Annotated in this window: 22 protein-coding genes; 14 read left to right on the forward strand and 8 right to left on the reverse strand. The window is 69.9% G+C overall.

All coding sequences use genetic code 11. From position 1 onward, the window contains the following. Positions 1-18: 18 nt before the first annotated feature. From OD750_RS09400 to OD750_RS09430, 7 genes are all read left to right on the forward strand, one after another. Complete coding sequence (locus tag OD750_RS09400) at positions 19-945, forward strand: sulfurtransferase (protein WP_263544906.1); 927 nt, start codon at positions 19-21, stop codon at positions 943-945. Then, positions 942-1,463 (forward strand): YeeE/YedE thiosulfate transporter family protein, encoded by a 522-nt coding sequence (locus tag OD750_RS09405; RefSeq protein ID WP_263544905.1) that lies wholly within the window; start codon positions 942-944, stop codon positions 1,461-1,463. Before OD750_RS09400 ends, OD750_RS09405 begins: the two co-directional genes overlap by 4 nt. Continuing rightward, positions 1,460-2,038: a YeeE/YedE thiosulfate transporter family protein gene (locus tag OD750_RS09410; protein ID WP_263544904.1), complete on the forward strand. Its 579-nt coding sequence runs from the start codon at positions 1,460-1,462 to the stop codon at positions 2,036-2,038. Before OD750_RS09405 ends, OD750_RS09410 begins: the two co-directional genes overlap by 4 nt. Next, on the forward strand, positions 2,035-2,553 hold the full coding sequence (locus OD750_RS09415) for a rhodanese-like domain-containing protein (protein WP_263544903.1): 519 nt from the start codon (positions 2,035-2,037) through the stop codon (positions 2,551-2,553). Before OD750_RS09410 ends, OD750_RS09415 begins: the two co-directional genes overlap by 4 nt. After that, positions 2,547-3,935: an aminotransferase class V-fold PLP-dependent enzyme gene (locus tag OD750_RS09420; RefSeq protein ID WP_263544902.1), complete on the forward strand. Its 1,389-nt coding sequence runs from the start codon at positions 2,547-2,549 to the stop codon at positions 3,933-3,935. Before OD750_RS09415 ends, OD750_RS09420 begins: the two co-directional genes overlap by 7 nt. Before the next feature lie 157 nt (positions 3,936-4,092). Continuing rightward, positions 4,093-4,194, forward strand: coding sequence for an Atu4866 domain-containing protein (locus OD750_RS09425; RefSeq protein WP_263544901.1), 102 nt, complete (start codon positions 4,093-4,095; stop codon positions 4,192-4,194). A 311-nt stretch (positions 4,195-4,505) separates the two neighbouring features. After that, entirely contained in the window at positions 4,506-5,147 is a 642-nt protein-coding gene (locus OD750_RS09430) for a glutathione S-transferase family protein (protein WP_263544900.1), read from the forward strand. On the opposite strand, the gene OD750_RS09435 is transcribed toward OD750_RS09430, so the two are convergent. Then, positions 5,069-5,377 (reverse strand): hypothetical protein, encoded by a 309-nt coding sequence (locus OD750_RS09435; RefSeq protein WP_263544899.1) that lies wholly within the window; start codon positions 5,375-5,377, stop codon positions 5,069-5,071. The two genes, OD750_RS09430 and OD750_RS09435, sit on opposite strands and share 79 nt — an antisense overlap. Positions 5,378-5,494: 117 nt before the next feature. Continuing rightward, positions 5,495-6,412, reverse strand: coding sequence for a M14 family metallopeptidase (locus tag OD750_RS09440; protein WP_263544898.1), 918 nt, complete (start codon positions 6,410-6,412; stop codon positions 5,495-5,497). An 84-nt stretch (positions 6,413-6,496) separates the two neighbouring features. On the opposite strand from OD750_RS09440, the gene OD750_RS09445 reads away from it, so the two are divergent. Further along, positions 6,497-7,372 carry a class I SAM-dependent methyltransferase gene (locus tag OD750_RS09445; protein ID WP_263544897.1) on the forward strand — a complete coding sequence of 292 codons (876 nt, stop codon included), beginning with the start codon at positions 6,497-6,499 and terminating at the stop codon, positions 7,370-7,372. A 265-nt stretch (positions 7,373-7,637) separates the two neighbouring features. On the opposite strand, the gene OD750_RS09450 is transcribed toward OD750_RS09445, so the two are convergent. The 4 genes from OD750_RS09450 to OD750_RS09465 form a co-directional block, all read right to left on the reverse strand. Beyond that, on the reverse strand, positions 7,638-8,177 hold the full coding sequence (locus OD750_RS09450; RefSeq protein WP_263544896.1) for a DUF2867 domain-containing protein: 540 nt from the start codon (positions 8,175-8,177) through the stop codon (positions 7,638-7,640). A 176-nt stretch (positions 8,178-8,353) separates the two neighbouring features. Further along, positions 8,354-9,328: a dicarboxylate transporter/tellurite-resistance protein TehA gene (gene tehA / locus OD750_RS09455; protein WP_263544895.1), complete on the reverse strand. Its 975-nt coding sequence runs from the start codon at positions 9,326-9,328 to the stop codon at positions 8,354-8,356. 4 nt (positions 9,329-9,332) lie between these two features. Then, a complete protein-coding gene (locus OD750_RS09460; RefSeq protein ID WP_263544894.1) occupies positions 9,333-10,226 on the reverse strand; it encodes an alpha/beta hydrolase in 894 nt (297 codons plus the stop codon). Beyond that, complete coding sequence (locus tag OD750_RS09465) at positions 10,223-10,837, reverse strand: isochorismatase family protein (RefSeq protein ID WP_263544893.1); 615 nt, start codon at positions 10,835-10,837, stop codon at positions 10,223-10,225. Before OD750_RS09465 ends, OD750_RS09460 begins: the two co-directional genes overlap by 4 nt. Positions 10,838-11,012: 175 nt before the next feature. Here OD750_RS09465 and OD750_RS09470 point away from each other — a divergent pair, with 175 nt between their 5' ends. Then, positions 11,013-11,924, forward strand: coding sequence for a LysR substrate-binding domain-containing protein (locus OD750_RS09470; RefSeq protein ID WP_263544892.1), 912 nt, complete (start codon positions 11,013-11,015; stop codon positions 11,922-11,924). An 8-nt stretch (positions 11,925-11,932) separates the two neighbouring features. Here OD750_RS09470 and OD750_RS09475 read toward each other — a convergent pair whose 3' ends face one another. Further along, positions 11,933-12,280: a DUF2200 domain-containing protein gene (locus OD750_RS09475; protein ID WP_263544891.1), complete on the reverse strand. Its 348-nt coding sequence runs from the start codon at positions 12,278-12,280 to the stop codon at positions 11,933-11,935. A gap of 221 nt (positions 12,281-12,501) precedes the next feature. Between OD750_RS09475 and OD750_RS09480 the strand changes: the two genes are divergently transcribed. The 5 genes from OD750_RS09480 (at position 12,502) to OD750_RS09500 (ending at position 18,343) form a co-directional block, all read left to right on the forward strand. Next, positions 12,502-14,589: a hypothetical protein gene (locus OD750_RS09480; RefSeq protein ID WP_263544890.1), complete on the forward strand. Its 2,088-nt coding sequence runs from the start codon at positions 12,502-12,504 to the stop codon at positions 14,587-14,589. Further along, a complete protein-coding gene (locus OD750_RS09485) occupies positions 14,586-15,974 on the forward strand; it encodes a hypothetical protein (RefSeq protein ID WP_263544889.1) in 1,389 nt (462 codons plus the stop codon). Before OD750_RS09480 ends, OD750_RS09485 begins: the two co-directional genes overlap by 4 nt. 32 nt (positions 15,975-16,006) lie before the next feature. Then, positions 16,007-16,402 carry a CPCC family cysteine-rich protein gene (locus OD750_RS09490; protein ID WP_263544888.1) on the forward strand — a complete coding sequence of 132 codons (396 nt, stop codon included), beginning with the start codon at positions 16,007-16,009 and terminating at the stop codon, positions 16,400-16,402. A 133-nt stretch (positions 16,403-16,535) separates the two neighbouring features. Next, complete coding sequence (locus OD750_RS09495) at positions 16,536-16,853, forward strand: hypothetical protein (RefSeq protein WP_272841907.1); 318 nt, start codon at positions 16,536-16,538, stop codon at positions 16,851-16,853. 2 nt (positions 16,854-16,855) lie between these two features. Further along, a complete protein-coding gene (locus tag OD750_RS09500) occupies positions 16,856-18,343 on the forward strand; it encodes a collagen-like protein (RefSeq protein ID WP_263544886.1) in 1,488 nt (495 codons plus the stop codon). A gap of 88 nt (positions 18,344-18,431) precedes the next feature. Here OD750_RS09500 and OD750_RS09505 read toward each other — a convergent pair whose 3' ends face one another. Then, positions 18,432-24,395, reverse strand: a complete 5,964-nt coding sequence (locus OD750_RS09505) for a DUF11 domain-containing protein (RefSeq protein WP_263544885.1) — start codon at positions 24,393-24,395, stop codon at positions 18,432-18,434. Positions 24,396-24,573 lie beyond the last annotated feature (178 nt).

A 24,573-nucleotide genomic window follows, 5' to 3' on the forward strand; every position in this document is an offset into this window, starting at 1 on the left:
GTCCATCGGGAGTTGCTCATGACGCCGTCCAATCGTTTCAAAATCGCACTGTTCGTTCTGCTTCAATCGCTCGCCGCCGCCGCGCAGGCCGGCGATGCGCGCGGCGACCTCGTCGTCGACGCCGCCTGGCTTGCGGCGCACGTCGACGATCCGGACCTCGTGCTGCTGCACGTCGGCGATCGCGGCGAATACGCGAAAGGCCACATCCGCGGCGCGCGCCTCGTGTCGCTCGACGACGTATCGGTGTCCGAGCACACGCGCGACGGGCTGATGCTGGAAATGCCGGACGCCGACGCGCTGCGCGCGCGTCTGGAAAAACTCGGCATATCCGACGCGTCGCGCATCGTCGTGTACTACGGCAACGACTGGGTCAGTCCGGCCACGCGCGTCGTGTTCACGCTGCAGTACGCGGGCTTGGGCGACCGCACGACGTTGCTCGACGGCGGCATGCCCGCCTGGGTGAAGCAGGGCGGGGCGCTGAGCAAGGACGTACCCGAAGCGCGGCCCGGCAAGCTCGCGGCGCTCGCGATCGAGCCGCTGATCGTCGACGCGGACTACGTGCGCGAGCACCGCGCGACGCCGGGTATCGCGATCGTCGACGGGCGCGCCGCCGCGTACTACGACGGCGTCGAAACCGGCGGCGCGCACGGGCAGACCGACCGCACCGGCCATGTCGCCGGCGCGCGCAGCATTCCGTTCACCGAACTCACCGACGACACGCTGCGGCTGCGCCCGACCGCCGAACTCAAGGCACGGTTCGACGCGGCCGGCATCGCGCCGGGCGACACGATCGTCGGCTACTGCCATATCGGCCAGCAGGCCACGGCGATGCTGTTCGCCGCGCGGCTGCTCGGCCATCCGGTGCGGCTGTACGACGGCTCGTTCCAGGACTGGTCGCGCGGCAAGGACAATCCGGTCGAAACCGTTGCGCGAGGCCGTCCGTGAGCGCGCCGAGGACGCCGCGCGCGTACGCCGATCCCTACGTTGCCGGCGTCGCGCTCGGCCTCGTGCTGCTCGCCGCGTTCGTGCTCGTCGGGCGCGGGCTCGGCGCGTCCGGGGCGTTCGCGAGCACGGCGGCCGGCACCGTCGCGCTGGTCGCGCCGGACCAGGCGGCGGCGAGCCCGCTGTTCGCGCACTACCTCGGCGAACCGGGGCCGTGGCTCGAGTGGCTCAGCGTCGAGTTGATCGGCGTCGCGATCGGCGCATGGCTGTCCGCGAAGCTCGCCGGCCGCGTGCGCGTCGAGATCGAACGCCCTGAGACGCTCGCGCCGGCGCGGCGCCTCGCGCTCGCGTTCGGCGGCGGCGTGATGATGGCTGCCGGCGCGGTGCTCGCGCGCGGCTGCACGAGCGGCCAGGCGCTGACCGGCGGCGCGCTGCTCGGCGTCGGCGGCTGGCTGTTTCTCGGCGTGGCGTTCGCTGCCGCGTACGTGTTCGCGTCGCTGTTGCGCAAGGTGTGGTCGTGAGCGCGCCGCTGCTGCCGGAAGGCGCGCCGTTGGCCGCAACGCTCGCGGCGGCGCTCGTGCTGGGCGTCGGTTTCGGTTTCGCGCTAGAACGCGCGGGGCTCGGCAGCGCGCGCAAGGTGGTCGCGCAGTTCTACTGGCGCGACCTCGCCGTGCTCAAGGTGCTGTTCAGCGCGCTGGTCACGGCGATGCTCGGCGTGTTCTGGCTGAGCCGGTTCGGTCTTCTCGATCTCGCGGCCGTCCATGTGCCCGAAACGTTCGTCGGGCCGCAGCTCGCCGGCGGCGTGCTGTTCGGCGCGGGGCTGATCGTCGCCGGCCTGTGTCCCGGCACCGCGTGCGTGTCGGCTGCGACCGGCCGTATCGACGGGGTGTTCGTGTTGCTAGGAATATTCTCAGGAATGTTTCTTACCGGATTGATTTTGCGGAAATTCGAGCGCTTCTACACGAGTACCGCCCACGGCGCCTGGATCTTGCCCGAACTGTTCGACGTGCCCTACGGCGCGGTCGTGGCGGCGGTCGTCGTGCTCGCGCTGGCGGCGTTCGCCGTCGCCGAACGCATCGAGCGGGGTGCGCGATGAGCCTCCGCGCACGATCGGTTCTGGCCTTCGCCACGTTCGCGATCGGCGGACTCGCGGCCGTCGCCGGCAGTTCGCAGCCGCCGCTTGCCGGCGACGAAGTCGCGGCCGTGGATCTCGCCGGCTGGCTGCGCGAACGCCGGGAGAAGCTGTGCGTGCTCGACGCGCGTTCGGCCGACGCGTTCGATGCCGGTCATCTGCCGGGCGCGCGGCGACTGGCCGACAGCGCGGCATCGGATGACGGCGACACGGTGGTCGTCTATGCCGATCGCGATGTCGATGCCGGCGTCGCCGACGCGCTGCGCCGGCAGTCCGCGGCTCGCGTGCTGCGACTGCACGGCGGCCTGCGCGCATGGAACGACGAGGTGCTGTTTCCGGTGCTGCGCGGCGACGCGTCGGCAGGACAACGGCAACGGTTCGAAGCCCGCGCCGCGTTGAGCCGCTACTTCGGCGGTACGCCGCGACAGCTCGACCCCGGCGAAGCCGCCGGCCGCACGCGGAGCCGGCGCGGATGCTGACGCTTGCCGATCTCCCACTGTCGCCGGCCGTCGACTTGCCGCCCGCGCCGTTCGACTTCGCCGCGCTGCGCCGACGCGAATTCGCGCGGCTCGACGCGCAGGGCCACGCGTATCTCGACTACACCGGCAGCGCGCTGTACGGCGCGTCGCAGTTGCACGCCCATGCGCAGTTGCTGGCCGCGGGCCTGTTCGGCAATCCGCATTCCGAATCGGGCACCGCACGCGCGAGCACCGCGCTGATCGAACAGGCGCGGACCGACGTGCTGCGGTTTCTCGATGTCGATGACACGACGCACGCCGTGTGCTTCACCGCGAACGCGAGCGCCGCGATCAAGCTCGTCGCCGAGAGCTGGCCGTTCGATGCGCGACGTCCGCTCGTGCTGTCGGCCGACAACCACAATTCGGTGAACGGCATGCGCGAATACGCGCGCCGCGCCGGCGCGCCGGTACGCATCCTGCCGTTGACCGCGACGCTCGAACTCGACGCGCCGGACGACGCCTTGCGCGCGGCAGCGGCCGACGGGGAAGGGCTGCTGGCGTTTCCGGCGCAGTCGAACTTTTCCGGCGTTCTTCACCCGCTCGATCTCGTGCGGCGTGCGCGGACGCTCGGCTTCGACGTGCTACTCGACGCCGCAGCGTACGTGCCGAGCCATCCGCTGAGCCTGCGCGAGTGCGAGGCCGACTTCGTCGCGCTGTCGTTCTACAAGCTGTTCGGCTATCCGACCGGCCTCGGCGCACTGGTGATGCGGCGCGACGCGATGCGCCGGCTGCGCCGCCCGTGGTTCGCCGGCGGCACGGTGCGCTATGCATCGGTGCAGGCCGACGTGCACCGGCTGCACGGCGGCGCCGAAGGTTTCGAAGACGGCACGCCGGATTTTCTCGGCATCGCGGCGCTGCCGGCGGGATTCGCGCTGCTGCGCGAGGTCGGCATGACGCGGCTCGCCGAGCGCGTCGATACGCTCGCGGCCGAGCTGTGCGAACGCCTGCGCGGTCTGCGGCAGCCGGACGGCGCGCCGCTCGTCCGCGTGTACGGGCCGGTCGACGCGAGCAGGCGCGGCGGCGCGGTGACGTTCAACGTGCTCGACGCGCGCGGCGTCGCGTTGCCGTACGCGGGGATCGAAGCTGCCGCGCGCGATGCCGGCATCTCGGTGCGCGGCGGCTGCTTCTGCAATCCCGGCGCGTCCGAAGCCGCGTTCGGCGCGGAACCGGCACGGCTCGCGCAATGCCTCGCGGCGCTCGGCGACGCGTTCACCCCACAGCGACTGTCCGAATGCACCGGCAAGACGGCCGGCGCGATCCGCGCATCGGTCGGCCTTGCGAACGACGCGGCGGATATCGCGCGGCTCGTCGAACTGATCGCGAGGTTCGGCGAGGCGCGTTGACGGCGCCGGACGCGAGGTCGGGAGAATCGGCCCTCTCGACGCGCTGTTCACATCAGCGGCGTTGTCCACAGTGCCGCATCCGTCGCGCGCCGGCTCCCGGCGGCGGCGGACGGCGCAGGGGCTCGTGCGCACCGGTCGCGGGCGCCGAGTGACCGCAATGTCGGCCTTGCCGTTGGACGAAACCGGGTTCACCGCCGACGGCGACTTCGTTGACGGCGTGCTCCGCCATACCGGCATGGTGCTCTATCGCGAAAGATGAACGCGTCGGGTGCGGCGATCGCGGTTCGTCGACGCCACCGACCGCTTGTCCGTTCGAGCGACCGTTGAATGCGCGTCCCGACCGCACGTCACCTGTCGCTCGGGCGGACGACCCGGCGCGCCTGCGCTGCCTGCTTCACGGTAGAGCAGGAGAGGGTGCATGAGGATTTTCGGCGCACTGCTGACGACGGCGTTGGTGTTGAGCCGTGCGGCAACGTCACCGGGCGAATTCGTTCGTGGGGGCGGTACTCTAACTGATCCGCCGCGACACGAAGCGGCGGCCCACCCCGGCAGGACGCAAGGAGCTTCGCAATGACCATCACCATCACCGCCTTCGACCGCTCGCCCGACGGCGGCAAGGGTCTCGCGCGCGACACGCGCGTGCGCTGGGCGCTCGAAGAGGCGGGCCTGCCTTACGCCGTTCGCCTCGTTTCGTTCCGGGCGATGAAGGAACCGGCGCATCTGGCGCTGCATCCCTTCGGCCAGATTCCGACCTACGAGGAAGGCGATCTCGTGCTGTTCGAGACCGGGGCGATCGTGCTGCACATCGCGCAGCGCCACGGCGGACTGCTGCCGGCCGACGCGAACGCGCGCGCCCGCGCGATCGCGTGGATGTTCGCCGCGGTCAATTCGGTGGAGCCGCCGATCCTCGAGTTCTTCAACGCGAAGGTGGTCGAACGCGATAAACCCTGGGCCGCGGAGCGACTGCCGCTGGTCGCCGATCGCGTGCGCGACCGGCTCAGGCAACTGTCCGCGCGCCTCGGCGACGCCGACTGGCTCGACGGCGATTTCAGCGCGGGCGATCTGATGATGGCGTCGGTGCTGCTGCGCACGAGACCGTCGGGCATCCTCGACGAGTTTCCGAGCCTTGCCGCCTACGTCGCGCGCGGCGAGGCGAGACCGGCGTACCGGCGCGCGTTCGCGGCGCAGCTCGCGATCAACGCGCCCGGCTGATCGGCCGGGTGCGTTGCTTCGATCTCGCCGCCGCGGCCTTGTTCGAGCTGTTGGCGCACGCGGTCTTCGAATTCCTGCATGTATTCCTCGACATCGACCGTGCCGTTGGCGTCGGTCGCGTCGAAGCGCTGGCGGCGGAACGCGTCGAATTCGGCGCGCGCGAGGCGGGCGTCGGCGTCGGAATCGGGGCTGCACGACGAACGCTTAGATGTTGTTGCCGTGGTTTGCATGAACGCCTCCGAAAGTTTGCGTGGAGGCGGGGCTTGCTGCTCTTGCACGCGGAACGTCAGCGTGTCGCTGTAGTCCGGGTTTCGACGTCGATCTCTCGATCGCGACGTCGCGCCGTTTCAGTGCGCCAGCGCGAAATCGATCGCCGCGCAGACCGCGGCGGCTTGCGCGGCGTTGCACTGCTCGGCGCTCGCGCGTGGACTGTCGGGATACACCTCGGTCGTCGTCACGTAGCGCGCATCGGTCACGCCGGCGCACAGGCCGAGTTTCTTGACCGGATAGTTGATGACGCCCGGCGCGACCACCGGCGAGCCGATGATCTCGCCGTTGCGATCGGCCGGCGCGATATGCGTGACGCGCGCCACGGCCGCGACGATCGCCTGCTGGAAAGCGGGCTGCGGATTGTCGCTGTCGCCGACGACGTAGAACCCGTCGGGAATCTCGCCGGGCTCGAACGCCTCGCCGTTGCGCGCGGCGAGCGCGGGACGGAATTCCGACTCGTCGGTGTCGGTGGTCTCGTGCAGGTCGACGTGCACGAGCACGCGATCGCGCAGCGGGGCGACGAGTTGCATCAACGCCGCCGATTCCGGCGCCGGACTGTTCTCGCGGAACGAACGGTTCGGGTCGACCGCGTCGCGGTTCCAGCGGTGAATGCGCTCGTATGCCCACGGGCTGACACACGGCGCGACGAGCAGGTTGACGCGCTCGGCATAGTCCGCCGCGTGCCGCTCGACGAATCGCAGCGCGCCGTGCACGCCGCTCGTTTCGTAGCCGTGCACGCCGCCGGTGACGAGCACGCAGGGCAGGTCGCCGCGCCACGCGCGGTTTCGGATCGCGAACAGCGGGTAGGTGTCGGGGGCGTAGTCGAGGCGCCCGTATTCCACGACGTCGAAGCGCGCGCGCAGCGGTTCGATCGCGGCCTGCACCTCGTCCGCGTAGCTGCGCAGGCGCGTCTGTCGCGACAGCCACCGCGCCTTCTCCGCGTCGCCCCACGGTTGGCCGGGCGTGCCGATGGGATAGAAGGCTGTGTCGTTCATCGTCGCGGGTCCGGCTGTCTGGCGGTGGAGCCGCACACTGTAGCACCGCCGCGTATGCGACAAGCGCGCGGCGATCCTGGGACAATGCGCGTTCTTTCGACGCGGAGCATCCTCATCGAATCGCATTACTCCGGCCCGCTGCTCACGGCGGCCGTTGCCGAGGCGCTGTCGGCCGCGCGCGATGCCGGCGCAAACGGGTGGACCGGTTCGCTCGACCTGGAACGCTCGCGCGGCGACGCGTTGCTCGACGCCGACGCCTGGCAGTGGCGCGGCGTGCGCTATCCGTATCCGCAGCGCCTGAAAGACCGCACGATCTACTACTGGGACGGCGAGGCGTTTGCTTCCGTATCGCGATATTCCGGCGCGCTGATCAAGCTGGTGCCGAGCGAGTGGGGCGCGCCGACGTTCGAGATCGACGGCATCAAGATGCTGCCGACCGCGAAGGAATCGCCGTTCGAGGACGCGCGCCGCAAGGTGGCATTGATCGAACCGCGCGGCAAGTCGGTACTCGATACCTGCGGCGGCCTGGGCTACTTCGCGGCGTGCTGCGTCGAGGCCGGCGCCGCGCGCATCGTCTCGTTCGAGAAGAACGCCGACGTGTTATGGCTGCGCACGATCAATCCGTGGTCGCCCGATCCCGCCGCATCCGGCGTCGGCGACCGATTGCAACTGACGCATGCCGATGTGTCGCAGGCGATCGCGCAGATCGCCGATGCGTCGATGGATGCGGCGCTGCACGATCCGCCGCGCTTCGGCATCGCCGGCGAGCTGTACTCGCAGGCGTTCTACGATGAGCTCGCGCGCGTGCTGCGCCGGGGCGGGCGCCTGTTTCACTACACCGGCAGCCCGAACAAGCTCACCAGCGGTCGCGACGTGCCGCGAGAGGTGCAGAAACGGTTGGAGAAGGCCGGGTTCAAGGCACAGCTCGCGCTGGACGGCGTGCTGGCGACGCGGCGCTGAGCCGATACCGCACACGGCGGCGTCCTGCGGGCGCATACTGCGAGGGCATCGCTGCGGCTTGCAGCGCCCACGACAGCGAGGAACCGCAATGAGCAAGGGCTTGAATCAGAAAAAAGACCAGAAAAAGAAACCGGCCAAGACGATGAAGGAAAAGAAGGCCGAGAAAAAAGGTAAAAAAGTAGCAAAATCCTTCGGGCCGCAGTGACGTATCGCGGCGATTCGGCACCGTCGCCCGGCAGCTTCGCTGCCGCGGCGAACGCGATGCCTACGCGGCCGGCGGCCAGCCGGCCCGCGCCGCCCGGCGCAGCGACGCGCGCATGATCAGGCGATGAAACGGCGCGATGAGAAAGATATAGACGCGGCCGAGCCGGTTGCGGCATCGGACCACGGTCGAGACGACGAGTCGCCGGGTCGATGCCGGCGACGGTTCTTGCGAACACAGCACCGACAGCCGGAAATCGAGATGCCGGTCGTCCTCGCCGAGCAGGATTTCGGAAGGCTCGCGGCGATAGATCCGGAACAGACCGACGCGCTCTTTCATCGCGTCGGCGTCGAGCGCCTGCAGGTGCCGCGCGGTCTTGAGGCCGAAGACGGAAACCAGCGCGTCCCGCACACGCATGAGTCCACCTGCCCAGCGCGGCGACTGCGAAAAGACGAAGCGCGCGAGCGCTTCGGGATCGTTCGAAGCGCCGGCCGGCAGCTCGACGGCGTAAGCGTCGGCAAGATCGGTCGTCGGATAGATATCGACGATGCGCGATTGCGCGGGCAGCGCGATGGCGGTGACGCGATCGAGCGAAGGGGACATGGCGGCGTCCTGGACGAGCGGGTCCGTGCCGTTCAAGGATACCGCCGCGCCGGCGCCGGATCGTGCCGGTTTCGTCCTGGAATGGTGCGACCGAACGTCGCATTCGGCGCTTCGTGCGGCGGCGTTGCCGTGTTGCGACGTGGATTCGCACGCGTCGACATGCGCGCCTGACGCCATCAGCGCGCCGGCGCCGATGGCGCCGCCGGCAGCAATCGGCCGGCGAACAGCAACCGGAGCGTCGCCCCGGCAATGCCGGCGACGAGTACGTTCGCCAGCACGAACAGAATCGGCGCGAGGATCGCCATCGGGCCGTCGGGTTGTGCGATCGACAGCCGGATCGCCGCGCCGGCCAGCGCCGTCGCGCCGAACGTGAAGGCCCAGTAGCCGGCACCGAAAGGCTGCTGCGCGATCCAACGGCTCATGCGCACGAGCAGCAGCGCCTGCAGCAGCGCGTAGCCGATCAGCATGTGCGCCGCGAGATCGGCATGACCGCCGCTGACCGACAGATAGCACACGCAGCCGACCGCCGGCGGCGCGAGCTGGATCCCGAGCGTCGGGCGCAGTGCGGGCGCCAGCGTCGGCGCGGTGTAGAGCCGATGCAGCAGCACCGACTCGACCGCCAGCCACGTGAACAGTGCCGCGCCGAACGCGAGCTGTCCCCATTGCGGCCAGCCGAGCGACGCCGACACCGTGCCGGTGACGAACCCGCCGGCGACCATCGGCAGGTAGAGCACCGGCGTGGTCGCGGCGGGATCGCGTTCGCCGCGCCACAGGATGCCCGTGCGCCACAGGCCGAACGCCAGCGTGAACGCGGCACCCGCCATGAACAGCACGACCGCCGCGGTGCGCGACCACGGCGCGACGCCCTGCGCGACGAGCAGCGTCGCGACACCCGCGAGGCCGATGAAGCAGCACTGGACGACGTGCCCGGTTTCTTCTTTCGCAACGGCCGGCGCGACGATCCACTTGCCGGCGTAGAGCACGCCGATCGCGAGCCAGGCGACGGCCGCGATCACGACGAGCACGTCGCCGACGCTCGCCGGCAACGACCACGCCGCGTGCGCCGCGCGCCAGTCGTTGGCGAGGCCGGCGAGGCCGAGCACGATGCCGAAGAACGACGCCGGCACCTGCGGGAACGATCGTGCGGCCATCGCGTCAGTCGGCCAGATGCGTTGCGAGGAACGCCGACGCGCGGTCGAGCGCGCGACGCGCGCTCGCGAGTTCACGCGTGTTGAGCTGAAACACGTGATGCATGCCTTGCCACACCTCGAGCGTCGCGTCGGCGCCTGCCGCCCGCGCATATTCGGCGAGCCGGCGCGAATCGTCGAGCAGCACTTCGTCCGAACCGACCTGGATCAGCGTCGGCGGCAGCAGCGCCAGGTCCGGATCGAACAGCGGCGAGGCGCGCGGATCGGTCGCGGGCGCCGGGCCGAGATAGGCCGCCGCCGAGGCTTTCAGATAACCGACGTCGAGCAACGGATCGCCGACGGCGCAGTCGCGCGCGCTGTCGCCGCCGAGCGAGAGATCGGTCCACGGCGAGAACGCGACGACGGCGGCGACGGGAATGCCGCGACGCCGCGCCTCGAGCACGGTCGCCAACGCGAGGCCGCCGCCGGCCGAGTCGCCGACGACGGCGACCGACGCGAACGTCGCGGCCAGCCGCGCGAGCGTCGTCGCCGCGAGTTCCAGCGCGGCGCCGAGCGTCGCTTCCGGCGCGAGCGGGTATTCGAGCGCGAAGACGGGTGCGTGGGCTCGCGCGGCGATCTGGCTCGCGAAGCCGCGATAAGCGGCGGCATGGCCCAGGCCGTAGCCGCCGCCGTGCACGAAGAGAATCGCGCGACCGGCCACGGCGTCGGCCGGTTCGCACCACCAGCCCGGCATGTCGGCCGCCTGTCGCGTCGCGATACCGTCGGCCGTCGGCGTCGCTGCGACGAAGACGTCGTAGACGTCGCGCGCATCGCCCTTCGCCTCGGACCAGAACCGCGCGAACGCGACGCGCAGCGCGCGCGCCGCCGCGACGTCGGCGTCGTCGATCGCGACGATCGTCATCGTGCCAGCGCCCCGGCGACCTGGCCCATCAGGACGGCGAACGGCATGTCGAGCGCCGCGTAGACGTCGCCGGCTTTCGGGTCGGCGTTGTCGGCCATGATTTCGACCATCAGCGTCGCGTAGTCGGACACTTCGATGCCGAGCGCCGTCAGGCGCGCGATGCCGGCCTCGCGCTTGGCCGACGAGAAGGTGCCGCAGGCGTCGAGCGCCACGACCGGCGAGTAGCCGTCGGCGCGGCACGCGATCGCCGGCAGCGACGCGCACACCTCGAACGAGAGGCCGGCGATGACGAGATGGTCGCGACCGGTGGCCTTCACCGCGGCGACGAAGCGCGGATCGTCCCACGCGTTCACGGTCGAGCGGTCCATGATCTCGCCGCCGTCGAGCGCCGCGACGAGTTCCGGCGTCGTCGGTCCCCACAGGCTGTCGCGCGACGTCGTCACCGCGACGACCGGCAGTCCGAGCACCTTCGCGGCTTTCGCGAGGCCGACGACGTTGTGCTTGAGTTCGGCGACGGGCATGTCGCGCACGCCGGTGATGAGGCCCACCTGATGATCGATGAGGAGCACCGCGGTGTTGTCGCGCGTGCGGCGGGTATGTCGGGTCGTCATGTTCGTTCCGTGTACGAGGAGATCGGCGTATTCCGACAGGCAGGGCGCGCGTCGACAAGAAACGGGGATTGGAATCTGCGTCCAATGTCCTGGACGATGGGAACCGATCGACGCGGGGCGATGCGCCGCCGCGCATAATCGCCGGCTTCGCGCGACGGCGGGCAGGGGAGGAGACATGCACGACCTCAACGATTTCTATCTGTTCGTGCAAGTCGTCGATCGCGGCGGCTTCACCGCCGCGGGCGAGGCGCTACGAATTCCCAAGTCCACATTGAGTCATCGCATGCGGCAGCTCGAGGCGGGGCTCGGCGTGCGGCTGCTCAACCGCAGCTCGCGGCGTTTCGGCACGACCGAAGCCGGCCGCGAGTTCTACCGCCACGCGGCGGCGATGGTGCGGCAGGCCGAAGTCGCCGAAACCGCGATCCGGCTGCGCTCGAGCGAACCGACCGGCCTCGTGCGGTTCACCGCGTCGCTGGCCACGATGCAGTTCGGAATCCGGCACATGCTCGCGGCGTTTCTCGAGCGCCATCCGAAGGTCGACCTGTTCGCGCACGCCACCGATCGCTATGTCGACGTCGTCGGCGACAACTACGACGTGGCGATACGCGCGCACGCCGACCCGTTGCCCGACTCCGGCCTGATCCAGCGCGTGCTGGCGCCGGCGCCGTGGTTTCTGTTCGCCGGCGCGGCGTATCTCGACCGGCACGGCGTGCCGGCGACGCCGGACGACCTGGCCGGACGACCGTCGCTGTTCATGGTGCGCAAGGGCGTCGCGCCGCGATGGCGCCTGCGTCATGCGGCCGGCATCCGGCCCGACGCGAGCGTGCCGCTGTCGCCGCGCGTCGCCAGCGACGACATGGTGAGCTTGAAGCAGGCCGCGATCGACGGCTGCGGCATCGTCGCCTTGCCGGGATACGTCTGTCGGGACACGGTCGTGGCCGGCGATCTGCGCCGGATACTGCCGGACTGGATCGCCGGCGAATCCACGCTGACGGCGCTGCTGCCGTATCGCGAGGGACTGCTGCCGTCGGTGCGCGCGTTCGTCGACCACCTGGCCGCGGAGTTTCCGAAGGCGGTGCAGGTCTAGAGCGTCCGCTACTTCCTCTGGATCTTCTCCATGGCCTTGCCTTTGGCCAGCTCGTCGACCAGCTTGTCGAGCCAGCGGATCTTCTGCATCAGCGGATCGTCGATGGCTTCGACGCGATGGCCGCAGATGACGCCGGTGATCTTCGTCGCGTTCGGATTCAAGCGCGCTTGCGCGAAGAAGGTTTCGAGACTGTTGCCCCGGTCGATCTGCTGTTGCAGCGCCGTTGCGTCGTAGCCCGTCAGCCATTCGATGACGGCATCGAGTTCCGCCTTCGTGCGGCCCTTCGCCTCGGCCTTCCTGACGTACATCGGATAGACCTTCGCGAACTGCAGCGCGAATACCTTCGACTTTTCCATGGGCGGCGTCCCTGGCGTTGACGGGCGGAGCCTACCGCCGCGGGCAGGCGCTGTCGACGGGGTGGAGGGTAGGGATCGCGCGCTCTCGTTCGTCGTCGAAATCCTCGCTATTTCTACATTGAGAATTGTGGTCGAGATCACGGCGTGCGCCATGCGCGGTCCCGACAATGCGCCGTCGACCGAATGCGGCGCGACGTCCCCGGGGTCAAGGAGTGAGCAGCGTGTTTGAAAACCACGTGCGGCCGCGCCGCGCCGTCTTCGCGCAGCACCGAGCATCGTTCGCGTTCGCGCTGCTCGTTCCGTTCCTCTTCGCCGGGACGCCTGCGGCATCGGCGGCCGCGAACGCGATCGTCACGAGCGTCTCGCTGACGTCGCCGACTTCGCAGCCCGCCGCGCCGTTCACGATCGGCCTCGCATTCCGCAAGGGCGACGTGCCGGGCCAGCCCGCGCTCGACCTGCCGGACCAGCAGGTCGTCGTCAAGCGGCGCTGGAACGACGGCAGCGTCAAGCACGCGATCGCGTCGGGGCAGGTAGCGCTGACGGCGAACGTGCCGGCGACGATCCGCGTGCTCGATGCCGGCGCATCGTCGGGCACCGCACTGACGACGGCCGACATCGTCGCGGCGAATCCGCAGGCGTCGGTCGCGCTCGGCAGCTTCGGCACCGTGACGCTCGCGAGCCTCGTCGCATCGCCGGTGCGCGTGTGGGTCGCGGGGCCGCAGATGATCGAGGCGCACTACCGCGGCGCCGTCGGCACGACCGGACTCGCGGTGGCGTTCCAGGTGCGGCTCTACAAGTCCGGCCGCCTCTGGGTGCGCGCGATCGCCGACAACGGCTATCTCGATGCGCCGCCGGTGCTGCGCAGCTACGTGCCGAGCGCGAACATCGGCGGCACGGTGGTCTTCGACAACGGCGGCGCGGCGCTCTCGCACCACGGGCACACGCGCTGGTCCGCGGAAGGCTGGATCGGCGGCGATCCGCAGGTGACGCCGCGGCACGACACCGGCTATCTGCGCGCGACGAAACTCGTGCCGAACTATTTCTCCGACGCGCCGACCGGTGCGCGACTCGATTCGCTGTACCGCGCCTACGCGCCGTATCAGCGCGGCGACTGGACCGCGTACATGGGCACGACGGGCTTTCAGAACCAGATCGGCCTCTTGCCGCTGTGGGACGCGCTCTACGTGACGTCGGACGCGGACCCGCGCGCCTACGCGGCCGTCATCGCGAACGCGAAGGCGATCTACGGTTTTCCGATAGACTGGCGCGACAGCACGACCGGCGAGACGGTGATGCCGTCGCGCCGGCCCGACTGGAGCGTGCTCGGTCAGAACGGCGGCGGTTCGAACGACTGGAGCGCCGGGCCGCTGACGTGGGAGGGCGCCCATCACGGATCGGCGGGCTATCTCGCGTATCTCCTCACGGGCGATCACTACCACCTCGAGGCGATGCAGAGCCAGGCGGCGACCGTCTACCTCATGGTGTCGACGCGCGACTTCTATTCGCCCGACGCGCCGGTGCCGAACCTCGGGACGTCCAGACGTCTGATCGGCCAGACGCGCGGTTACGCGTGGGCGCTGCGCACGGTGAGCCAGCTCGCGGCGATCGGTCCCGCGGACGATGCGATCGTCGAGGACTATCGCGCGCTGCTCGCGGGCAACGTCGCGCATCTCATGACGCTGCGGACCGCCATCGTGCCGGACGGCATCGGCTACGTGTTCGAGGGCGACCAGAACGGCTACGGCACGGGACGCGTCGCGCCGTGGCAGCAGCACTTCTTCATCCAGTCGATCGGCATGGGCTCGGATCTCGAGCCGCTCGCGAACATGTCGGCGTACGACGCGCTGCGCGACTATCTGTATCGCGGCGTCGTCGGCATTCTCGGCGACGCCTCGGGCTATTGCTTCAACCACGCCGGCGTCTACACGCTGATCTCGAACGACGGTTCGAGCATCCATCCGAACGCGTGGTTCAAGCAATGGTCACAAGTGTACAACGCAAGTTCCGCGCCGCCGCCGGCCTGCACGAACACGCTCGCCGACGGCGACGGCGGCATCGCCGGCGCGGCGTCGGGCTACTGGGGCAACCTGCTGCCGGCGATCGCCTACGCGCTCGATCACGAGGCCCCCGGCGCTGCCGCGGCCTGGGCGCGCCTGACCGGCGCGACGAACTGGGCGCAGCTGCGCGCCTCGGGTTTCGGCAACACGCCGATCTTCGGCGTCGCGCCGCGGGCGCGTGCCGATGCGATCTTCGCCGACGGTTTCGATCCGTCGGCCGGAATGGCCGGGGAAAGGGGAGAGTTCCAATGAATCGCGTCGAAGCTGCATCCTTGAGTATCGCCGTGCGTTTCGTCGTCGCGTCGTTCTGCGCGGCCGGCGTGTCGACCGCGGTCGCGAACGACGGCGCGACGCCCGCGTCGATCGACGGCATGCCCGCGTGGGTCGCGACGCTGTCGACGACGCGCTGGACCGAACTGCCGACACCGGTGTTCGACGCGTGGGTGCGCGCGAACCTCGTGCCGAGCGGCGGCTACTACGGCAGCAATCCGATCGGCTCGGTCCGCGACGCGTATTCGAATCCGCTGTTCGATCCGGCCGGCAAGACGTATTACCTCGCCGGCGGCGGACACAACGACGGCAGTCTCAACGCCGTGTTCAAGTTCGATGCCGCGACGCTGAGCTACGGCATCGCCGTGCCGCCGACGCCGCCGTCGGCGTATCCGCCGGCGTTCAACACGACGCAGGCGGCGATCGTCTATCCGTCCGGCGCGACCACGGGCTGGTTCCAGTCGGCTGCGACGCTGAGCGATCCGCGCGACCTGCCGTACGCCGCGCCGTTTCCGGCGCGCCGCGCGATGCACGCGTACTCGGGCATGACGTTCCGCGACGGAAAAATTTCCTTTTACTACCAGAGCACCGTCGGCGACGCCGACGTGGTCAATCGCACCTGGACGAACCTGCGCCAGCAGACGTACGGCGCGCAGCTCAACGCGATCAGTCCGAGCCTCGGTTCGGCGAACGACTATCTGCAGGACGGCCTCGCGGCGGCGACCGATCCGGTGAGCGGGAAGGGCTGGGTGTCGCTGAACTCGGGCTCCGCGGGCATCAACGCGCGCAGCCATCTGATGCGCATCGAGCCGTCGACGCAGACGATCGAGCGCCTCGTCGGTGCGCCGAACGTCTCGTGGGGTTCGCCGTCGATGGCGTTCATCGGACGCGAGCTGTACGGCGTCACGTCGCGCCAGAGTCCGGGCAATCCGAATGTCAGCCTCGCGAACGGCGGTTTCCATTTCGACACGAGCGTCGACGCGCCGACGGCGAAGGCGTTCGCGATCGTCGGCGACGTGCCGTCTTGGTCGAACGGTTCGCCGCGGCAGGAGACCGTGCCGGTTTTCAGCGACGACGTGTCGATCTGGATGTGGAACTACGTCTCCGAGCCCGACGCGCTGTACCGGATCGACGTGACGCCGACCGGCGGCTCGGGCACCGGCGCCGATCCGCAGCTGTTGCGCTCGACGCGCATCGCGCTCGATGCGTCCGGCATCCCGCCCGTCGCGCTGACGTACAAGCTCGACTACATCCGCGAATGGGGCGTCGTGATGATCCTGCCGAGCGCGACGACGAAGTGGTGGGCGATCAAGGTCGACCGGCGGCTCGGCGACGCGATCTTCGCGAACGGGTTCGAGGTGCCGTAGGCACGCTGTCGTTACTCGACGCCGGTCGCCGCGTGCTTTCGGGCTATTCTTTCGCGCGTGTCACAACCGCGACGCAAGGTGTCCCGATGTCCGAATTGCCGTGTCCTTGCTGCGGGTTCCTTACACTCGAAGATACCTACGGCTCGTATGTCATCTGTCCCGTGTGCAACTGGGAAGACGACGGCGTGCAACTGGCGAATCCGACGTCGGCGGGCGGCGCGAACTCGCGGTCGCTCGCGGACGCCCAGGGCCGGGCGATCGAACGGTATCCGCTGCACATCGAGGTTGCGGGCGGCTTTCGTCGCGGCAAGCACTGGCGTCCGTTAAGCGAAGCCGACATCGCGGCGGCCGACGAGCGGCGAGCGTTGAGTCACTGGCATACGCAAGCGGTTTCCGACGAAGCCGAAGCGTATTGGCAGGTGGCGTAGCCGGCTGCGATCGCTTCCGAGAATGCGAGCTGTTGTCGACCGGCTGGCGGATGTCTTAATTCACGAAGCGCGTATATGCTCCTTGGCGAACCCAAGGGGAATCGATGCTCCTTGGGGAACCCAGGGGGAATCGATGAATATCCATCGCAAGCGCGATCGGTCACGGTCGCGCAGAGGCGCGTTTGCGCTTGTCGCACTTTTCACCGCGCTGTTCGTGTTGCCATCGTCGGACGGCAATGCCGGCACCTCGACCTACAGCATCGACATTCACCGCGTCAGCGCCGGTGGCGGTTCGCTGAGCAACGCGTGCTATCGATTGAACGGCAGTGTCGGCCAGCCGGCGCCGGGCTACTCGGACTCGGCGACGTTTTCGGTGAACGCCGGCTTCTGGCCTGCCGTCGCCGTCGATCGTCCCGACCAGTTGTTCTTCAGCAGCATGGAGAGGTGCTGACCATGAAAAAGCGTCATCTGTCCGCGCTGCTCGCCGCAGCGCTATTGTGCTGCGCGTCGCAAGAGGCCGTCGCCGCGCCGTTGGCGCCGCAGTCGTCCGCGTTCACCTACCAGGGCCGGCTCAACGCGAGCGGCGGCCTCGCCAACGGCAGCTACGTTTTCACGTTCTCGCTCTACGACGCCGCAACCGGCGGCATGCCGGTCGTCGGCAGCACGCCGATCCAACAGACGATCCCGGTGGTCGACGGCCTGTTCACGACCGATCTTGATTTCGGTGCGGTGTTCAACGGCACGCAGTACTGGCTCGAGATCAAGGTCGGCACCACGATCGCGAACCAGGAAATACTCGCCGGCCGCCAGCCGATCGCGGCGACGCCGGTCGCGCAGTATTCGCTCAATCCCGGACCTGCCGGCGCAACGGGCGCTACCGGTTCGCAGGGCGTTACCGGCGCGACGGGCGTGCAGGGCGCAACCGGACCCGCGGGAGCGACCGGGGCCACGGGCGTGCAGGGCGCAACCGGGCCCACGGGAGCGACCGGCGCCACCGGATCGACGGGAACGGCGGGAGCGACCGGCGCCACGGGAACCGTCGGCGCGACCGGCGCGCAAGGCCCGGCCGGCATCGCGAATCTCTACGGCGACGGTTCGGACGGTGCGGGCACCTTCGCCACCGCCGACTGGACCAGCGCGCCGCCGGCGAGCACGCTCCAGTTCACCAACCTCACCGTCAACGGCACGTTGACCGTGCCGAGCGGTCTTGTCATTCGGGCGTCCGGCAACGTCGTCATCAACGGCCAGATCGCGGTCGCGAAGAATCCGCTCGCCGGCGCCGGCATCGGCAGCTCCGACGCCGTGCTCGGCAACAACAGCGCCGGGGCCGGTGGCGCCGCGACGAATCCGCTCTTCGCCCGCCTCGTGGTGACTCCCGGTTCCGTCGGCGGCGGTGTAGGGCCGTACAGGATCAATAACGGGTCGACACCGGCCGGCGGCGGCGGCACCGTCGTGATCGTCGCCGCGGGCTCGATCACGATTGCGGCCGGCGGCTCGATCAGCGCCGACGGCGCGATCGGTCCCGCAGTGGTTGCCGGGGCGAGCAACGGCGGCGGCGGTGGCGGCGGCGGCATCATCGTCCTGGCGGCGAAAACCGCGATCGTGAACAGCGGTACGCTCCGCGCGGTCGGCGGCAAGGGCGCCGACGCGCTTGCCGGCGCGACGGGCAGCGCGGCGTCGGGTGGGGGTGGCGGCGGTGTCGTCTATCTGCTCGCGCCCGCGATTACCGCGGGTACGATCAACGTCGCCGGCGGCGTGGCCGGCAGCGGCACGAACACCACCGCGAACACCGGCTGGGGCGGCGGCGGCGGTGGTTCCGGCGGCGCCGGCGGCAGCAGCGGCAACGGAAGTACGGGCGCGAGTGGCGGCAGCACCGGTCTTTCCTTCCAGAAGATCACCAGCGATCCGTCGACACTGTTCGTCGCGCCGGTGAGTCGCTGAGAAATCGGGCAGGCTGTCGAGAAACAGCCTGCCGGTTCAGGCGCAAAGGCGGAAGCCTGCCGGCAAGGCATGCCGGCAGGCTCTCGAATCACCGTGTCGCGTAGCGTCGCCAGGCGAGGCCGACGAGGCCCAACAGCATCAGCAACATCGCCAGGCGACCGAGCGTCGGCACCGGCGCCGGCGGACCGCCGTTGACGATGACGACCGCGAAGCCCGTGCCGTCGGCGGTGCCGGGGCCGGCCGGATCGTCCGTGACCGCGCTGGCATCGTTGCTGGCGTTGCCGTCGCTGTCGTAGTGGATCGCGCCCTGGTTGACGATCTGGCCGGTCGCGTTCGTGTCGATCGACGCGACGATCGTGATCGTCACGCTGCCCGCGGCCGGGATCGCGCCGCTCCACTGCACGGTGCTGCCTGCGGTGGAGACGGTGCCCGACGTGGCGTTCGCGGAGACGAGGGCGAGGCCCGCCGGCAGCGTGTCGACGAACTCGTCGCCGGTGTTGTCGGCCTGCGCGCCCGCGCCGGTGTTGCTCAGCACGATCGTGTAGGTGACGTTCGTGCCCGCGACGAAGCTGCCGCTCACCGACTTGGTGCCGCTCACGGTCGCGCCGCTCGGCGGAATCGCGGTGACGCTGTCGGTATCGGTCGCGCTGTTGTTGCCCGGCGTCGGATCGGTGACGCCGGCCGGCGCCGTTACCGTGGCGGTGTTGGTCAGGGTGCCGCTGGCGGCGCTCGAGATCGCGCACACCGCGGTGTACGTGACGCTGCCGCCGCTCGGCAGATTCACCGCGTCGCCGAGGTTGCCGCTGCCGCCGGCCGTGCAGGTGCCGCCGCCGGCACCGGTGCAGGTCCATGTGCAGGTTTCGCCGGCCGGGAACGTGTCGGTCACGGTCGCGCCGCTCGCATTGCTCGGGCCGGCGTTGCCGGCGACGATCGTATACGTGGTGCTGCCGCCTGCAGTGACCGAGGCGACGCCGTCGGTCTTCGTGATCGACAGATCCGCCGTGGCGCCGAGGCCGTCGGTGTCGGTGGCCGCGTTGTTCGCCGGCACCGGATCGGTGACGCCGGCCGGCGCCGCCACGGTGGCGGTGTTGACGAGCGAGCCGGTGGCCGACGCGGCGATCGAACAGCTCGCCGCGTAGGTGACGGAGCCGGCGCTCGGCAGATTCACCGTGTCGCCGATATTGCCGCTGCCGCTCGCGGTGCAGGTACCGCCGCCGGCGCCGACGCAGGTCCAGGTGCAGGTCAGCGACGCTGGGAACGTATCGGCGACGGTCGCGCCGGTCGCGTCGCTCGGACCTGCGTTGCTCGCCGTGATCGTGTACGTGACGCTGCCGCCCGGCGTCGCGGTGGTGACGCCGTCGGTCTTCGTGATCGACAGATCGGCGCTGGCGCCCAGCGTGTCGCTGTCGGTGGCCGAGTTGTTCGCCGGGTTCGTGTCGGTGACGCTGCCCGGCGCGGTCACGGTGGCGGTATTCGTCAGCGTGCCGGCGGCCGAGGCCGAGATCGAGCAACTCGCCGTGTAGGTGACGGAACCGGCGTTCGGCAGATTCACCGTGTCGGCGATATTGCCGCTGCCGCTCGCCGTACAGGTACCGCCGCCGGCGCCGACGCAGGTCCAGGTGCACGTTTCGGTGGCGGGGAACGTGTCGGCCACGGTCGCGCCGGTCGCGTTGCTCGGGCCCGCGTTCGAGGCCGTGATCGTGTAGGTCACGCTGCCGCCCGGTGTGGCGCTGGTGACGCCGTCGGTTTTCGTGATCGACAGATCGGCGCTCGCGCCGAGAGCATCGACGTCAGTGGCGCTGTTGTTGGCGGGCGTCGGATCGGTGACGCCGGCCGGCGCGCTGACGGTCGCGGTGTTGGTCAGCGAACCGGTGGCGGCGGCCGATACCGTGCAGCTGGCCGTGTACGTGACGCTGCCGCTCGACGGCAGGTTCACCGTGTCGTTGATGTTGCCGCTGCCGCTCGCGGTGCAGGTACCGCCACCGGCGCCGACGCAGGTCCAGGTGCACGTTTCGGTGGCGGGGAACGTGTCGGCCACGGTCGCGCCGGTCGCGTTGCTCGGGCCCGCGTTCGATGCGGTGATCGTGTAGGTCACGCTGCCGCCCGGCGTGGCCGAGGTGACGCCGTCGGTCTTGGTGATCGACAGGTCGGCGCTGGCGCTGAGCGTGTCGCTGTCGGTGGCCGAGTTGTTGCCCGGCGTGGGATCAGTGACGCCGGCCGGTGCGGCGACCGTCGCGGTATTCGTCAACGTGCCGGTGGCGGTCGCGGAAATCGTGCAGCTCGCCGTGTAGGTGACGGAACCGGCGCTCGGCAGGTTCACCGTGTCGGTGATGTTGCCGCTGCCCGAGGCAGTGCACGTGCCGCCGCCGGCACCGACGCAGGTCCAGGTGCAGGTTTCACTCGCCGGGAACGTATCGGCGACGGTGGCGCCGGTCGCGTTGCTCGGTCCGGCGTTCGAAGCGGTGATCGTGTAGGTCACGCTGCCGCCGGGCGTGGCTGTGGTCACGCCGTCGGTCTTCGTGATCGACAGATCGGCGCTCGCGCTCAGCGTATCGCTGTCGGTAGCCGAGTTGTTGCCGGGCGTCGGATCGGTAACGCCGCCCGGTGCGGCAACGGTGGCGGTATTGGTCAGCGTGCCGGTGGCCGACGCGGAAATCGTGCAGCTCGCCGTGTACGTGACGCTGCCGCTCGACGGCAGGTTCACCGTGTCGTTGATGTTGCCGCTGCCGCTCGCGGTGCAGGTACCGCCGCCGGCGCCGACGCACGTCCAGGTGCAGGTCTCGGAGGCCGGGAACGTATCGGCGACGGTCGCGCCCGCGGCGTTGCTCGGGCCTGCGTTCGACGCCGTGATCGTGTAGGTGACGCTGCCGCCCGGCGTCGCCGTGGTGACGCCGTTGGTCTTCGTGATCGCGAGATCGGCGTTCGCGTTCAGCGTATCGCTGTCGGTCGCGCTGTTGTTGCCCGGCACGGGATCGCTGACGCCGCCGGGCGCCGCCACGGTGGCCGTGTTGCTGAGCGTGTCCGTCGCCGCGGCCGAGATCGTGCAGCTTGCGGTGTACGTCGCGCTGCCGCCGATCGGCAGATTCGCGCTGTCGTTGACGTTGCCGCTGCCGCTGGCCGTGCAGGTGCCGCCGCCGGCACCGACGCAGGTCCAGGTGCACGTGAGCGACGCGGGGAACGTATCGGCGACGGTCGCGCCGGTTGCGTTGCTCGGACCTGCGTTGCTCGCCGTAATCGTGTAGGTGACGCTGCCGCCCGGCGTGGCCGTGGTGACGCCGTCTGTCTTCGTGATCGACAGATCGGCGCTCGCGCTCAGCGTGTCGCTGTCGGTGGCCGAGTTGTTGCCGGGCGTCGGATCGGTGACGCCGGCCGGCGCCGCCACCGTCGCGGTATTCGACAAAGTGCCCGTCGCCGCGGCCGAAATCGTGCAGCTGGCGGTGTAGGTCACGCTGCCGCCGGCCGGCAGGTTCACGTTATTGCTGATGTTGCCGCTGCCCGACGCCGTGCAGGTGCCGCCGCCGGCGCCGACGCACGTCCAGGTGCAGGTTTCGCTCGCCGGGAACGTGTCGGCGACGGTGGCGCCGGTCGCGTTGCTCGGGCCGGCGTTCGATGCCGTGATCGTGTAGGTGACGCTGCCGCCGGGCGTCGCCGTCGTCACGCCGTCGGTCTTCGTGATGCCGAGGTTGGCGCTGGGCGTGAGGGTGTCGGTATCGGTGGCGCTGTTGTTGGCGGCGTTGGGATCGCCCGCGATCGTCACTGTGGCCGTGTTCGACAACGTGCCCGTCGCCGACGCGTTGATCGTGCAGCTCGCGGTGTAGGTGGTGCTGGCGCCGACCGGCAGGTTCACCGAGTCGTTGATGTTGCCGCTGCCCGACGCCGTGCAGGTGCCGCCGCCGGCGCCGACGCACGTCCAGGTGCACGTGAGCGAGGCGGGGAACGTGTCGGCCACCGTCGCGCCGGTGGCAGCGACGGCGCTCGGGTTCGAGGCCGTGATGGTGTACGTGACGCTGCCGCCCGGTACCGCCGTGGTCACGCCGTCGGTCTTGGTGATGCCAAGGTCCGCTGCCGGCAGGCTCACCGTCACGCAGCCGTTCGCGGTGACGCTCTGGCCGTCGGGATTGGTGATCGTCACGTTCTGGGCACCGCTGGCCGACGCCGTGACGTTGAGCGTGACCTGCGTCGGCGAGTTGAAGGTGACGCTGTTCACCGTGGCGTTGGTCATCGTCGCCGCGAGGTGGGCGAACGGCCGCGCCGGCGCCGGCAGGTTCGCGCCCGGATCGTAGAAGCCCGAACCGCCGCTGCTGGTGGCGTTGATCACGATGTTGCCGGTGGGGCCGTTGAAGGCGATCGGCGTGCCCGAACACAACGGCGTCGCCGGCGGCGGCGCCGCGAGTCTGCCGACGCGGATCGCCCAGCTGTTGAGGGCGTTGTTGTATTGCTGGAACGTCCAGACGGTCATGTCGTCGATCGGGTCGACGACCGTGGCCGACGCCTCGCCCCAGAGGCGGCCGGCGGCGCCGCCCGGATCGCTCGGCGGGTTGTAGTTGGCCGTGCTGGTGCCGAACGTCGTGACGGCCGCGGTCGTGCCCAGCGTGTCGCCGGCCAGACGGCCGGTGTAGGCCGGCGTCGCGCCCGACTGCGTGCCGGCGCGTGTGAACGCCATGACGGCATGGCCCTGGCCGGTCACGGTGGCCGTCGGCACGAAGTACTGGCTCGGATTCGTGGCGGCGTTGTCGAAGATCGTGCCCGATTCCACCAGGGTGGGCGTGGTGGCGAGATTCTGCAGTTCGTACCAGCGCACCGCCACGCGGTTGCCCGCCGCGGTGCTGGCCACGCCCGACGTACTGACGCGGAAGTTGTGCGCCGTCCACAGGCGCCCGTTGCGCACGACGGCGGCGCCGAGGCGGTCGTCGAGCCCGTCGAGCTGGCCGTTGGCGCCGCCGGTGTTGCCGAGGTGCGGGATGCGGGCGGGGAAGGTGGTCGTCGGCACCGTCACCGCGATGTTGCCCGAGATCGTCGGCGTGGCGCTGCCGGGGTTGCTCACGCGACGAAACATGAGTGTGCTGAACGTGGCGTTGTCCACGCCGACGAAATAGCCCTCGGTAGCGGCGGGGTCGACGTTGTCGACGCCGCGCGGCGAGAACGGTCCCGCACCGGTGCCGCCGCTCACGAGATTGGCGAAGGCCGTCACCGCGATCGGCCCCGCACCGAGGATCGAACTTTTCTGCACCACGTAGCCGTTGGTGCCGACGAGGCTGCCCGCCGGGGTGATGATGTTCGTGCCGACGTAGAGCGCGTTGACGTCCACGCCGAGCGACAGCTGCGACGCGATGTTGGTCGCGTCGGCCTGGAAGCTGAAGAACGTCCACACCGTGCCGGCCGAAATCGTGCCGTTGCTGGCGGCATCGCTCACGGCCAGCATCACGCGGTTCGGCGCCAGCGTGGAGCAATCGGCGGCGGTGCAGGGGCTGTCCAGCGCGGAGAAGATCCAGCGCGCGGTGAAACGGTCGTAGCGCACGTTCGGGTTGCCGGCGAAATTCGCCACAACGGTGCCCGTCACCGGCGTCATCGCCGGGCCGAAGAAGCTCGCGAGCGGGGTATCGAGCACGCCGTCGGCCACGCCGGCGCGGCTGTAGGTGCGCAGGCGCCCGTCGGTCGCGACCACGACCTGCGTGGGGCCGGCCGCGCCGGAAAGATTGGCCAGCACGGAGCCCGTGGCGGCGAGATCGATGCCGTCGAAAGCGTTCGCCGTGGTGTGGATCGCTGGCGCTACGCCGCTCGACGCGGTCTGTGTCACGGCCGCCGGCCACTGCGAGGTGGCGCCGGCGCCGGCTACCGCGGTGCGGTTCGGGCTCGCGACACGCTGACGCGTCAACACGGGCGGCCGAACGGGCGAATCCGTCGGGCGCGCCATCAATTGCGCCGAGGTTTCGCCGATGCCGGTCGCGCCCGCGAGGCGGGTACCGGCGATCTCGGCGGCGTGCGCCGCGAGCGGCGCGAAGGCAAAGCAGAAGGACAGGGCGCGCAGTGCGGCCCAGGTGTGGCGAATCATCGGTGTTTCCCCCTTGCGTCAAACTTCGACGGTGCCGTATGGCGGCGCGGGCGATGCTCGTCGAGGAAACGCGATCGGTCAAGCGGAACAGGTCATGAGAACGGGCGGCGTCGTGCGTCGCCGATGCGGCGCGGCGGGCGTACGTTCATGGCATCGAAACAGCGACGATTTCTGTGCA

Source organism: Tahibacter soli (assembly GCF_025717065.2).
Classification (GTDB): domain Bacteria; phylum Pseudomonadota; class Gammaproteobacteria; order Xanthomonadales; family Rhodanobacteraceae; genus Tahibacter; species Tahibacter soli.

What these genes read in the sequence shown, in the direction of transcription:
- OD750_RS09500 (WP_263544886.1), top strand. Translation starts at nt 16,856, where the DNA reads ATGAAAAAGCGTCATCTGTCCGCGCTGCTCGCCGCAGCGCTATTGTGC.
- OD750_RS09505 (WP_263544885.1), bottom strand. Translation starts at nt 24,395, where the DNA reads ATGATTCGCCACACCTGGGCCGCACTGCGCGCCCTGTCCTTCTGCTTT.
- OD750_RS09470 (WP_263544892.1), top strand. Translation starts at nt 11,013, where the DNA reads ATGCACGACCTCAACGATTTCTATCTGTTCGTGCAAGTCGTCGATCGC.
- OD750_RS09475 (WP_263544891.1), bottom strand. Translation starts at nt 12,280, where the DNA reads ATGGAAAAGTCGAAGGTATTCGCGCTGCAGTTCGCGAAGGTCTATCCG.
- OD750_RS09495 (WP_272841907.1), top strand. Translation starts at nt 16,536, where the DNA reads ATGAATATCCATCGCAAGCGCGATCGGTCACGGTCGCGCAGAGGCGCG.
- OD750_RS09435 (WP_263544899.1), bottom strand. Translation starts at nt 5,377, where the DNA reads ATGCAAACCACGGCAACAACATCTAAGCGTTCGTCGTGCAGCCCCGAT.
- OD750_RS09415 (WP_263544903.1), top strand. Translation starts at nt 2,035, where the DNA reads ATGAGCCTCCGCGCACGATCGGTTCTGGCCTTCGCCACGTTCGCGATC.
- OD750_RS09485 (WP_263544889.1), top strand. Translation starts at nt 14,586, where the DNA reads ATGAATCGCGTCGAAGCTGCATCCTTGAGTATCGCCGTGCGTTTCGTC.
- OD750_RS09445 (WP_263544897.1), top strand. Translation starts at nt 6,497, where the DNA reads ATGCGCGTTCTTTCGACGCGGAGCATCCTCATCGAATCGCATTACTCC.
- OD750_RS09440 (WP_263544898.1), bottom strand. Translation starts at nt 6,412, where the DNA reads ATGAACGACACAGCCTTCTATCCCATCGGCACGCCCGGCCAACCGTGG.
- OD750_RS09460 (WP_263544894.1), bottom strand. Translation starts at nt 10,226, where the DNA reads ATGACGATCGTCGCGATCGACGACGCCGACGTCGCGGCGGCGCGCGCG.
- OD750_RS09400 (WP_263544906.1), top strand. Translation starts at nt 19, where the DNA reads ATGACGCCGTCCAATCGTTTCAAAATCGCACTGTTCGTTCTGCTTCAA.
- OD750_RS09420 (WP_263544902.1), top strand. Translation starts at nt 2,547, where the DNA reads ATGCTGACGCTTGCCGATCTCCCACTGTCGCCGGCCGTCGACTTGCCG.
- OD750_RS09430 (WP_263544900.1), top strand. Translation starts at nt 4,506, where the DNA reads ATGACCATCACCATCACCGCCTTCGACCGCTCGCCCGACGGCGGCAAG.
- OD750_RS09465 (WP_263544893.1), bottom strand. Translation starts at nt 10,837, where the DNA reads ATGACGACCCGACATACCCGCCGCACGCGCGACAACACCGCGGTGCTC.
- OD750_RS09425 (WP_263544901.1), top strand. Translation starts at nt 4,093, where the DNA reads ATGTCGGCCTTGCCGTTGGACGAAACCGGGTTCACCGCCGACGGCGAC.
- tehA (WP_263544895.1), bottom strand. Translation starts at nt 9,328, where the DNA reads ATGGCCGCACGATCGTTCCCGCAGGTGCCGGCGTCGTTCTTCGGCATC.
- OD750_RS09450 (WP_263544896.1), bottom strand. Translation starts at nt 8,177, where the DNA reads ATGTCCCCTTCGCTCGATCGCGTCACCGCCATCGCGCTGCCCGCGCAA.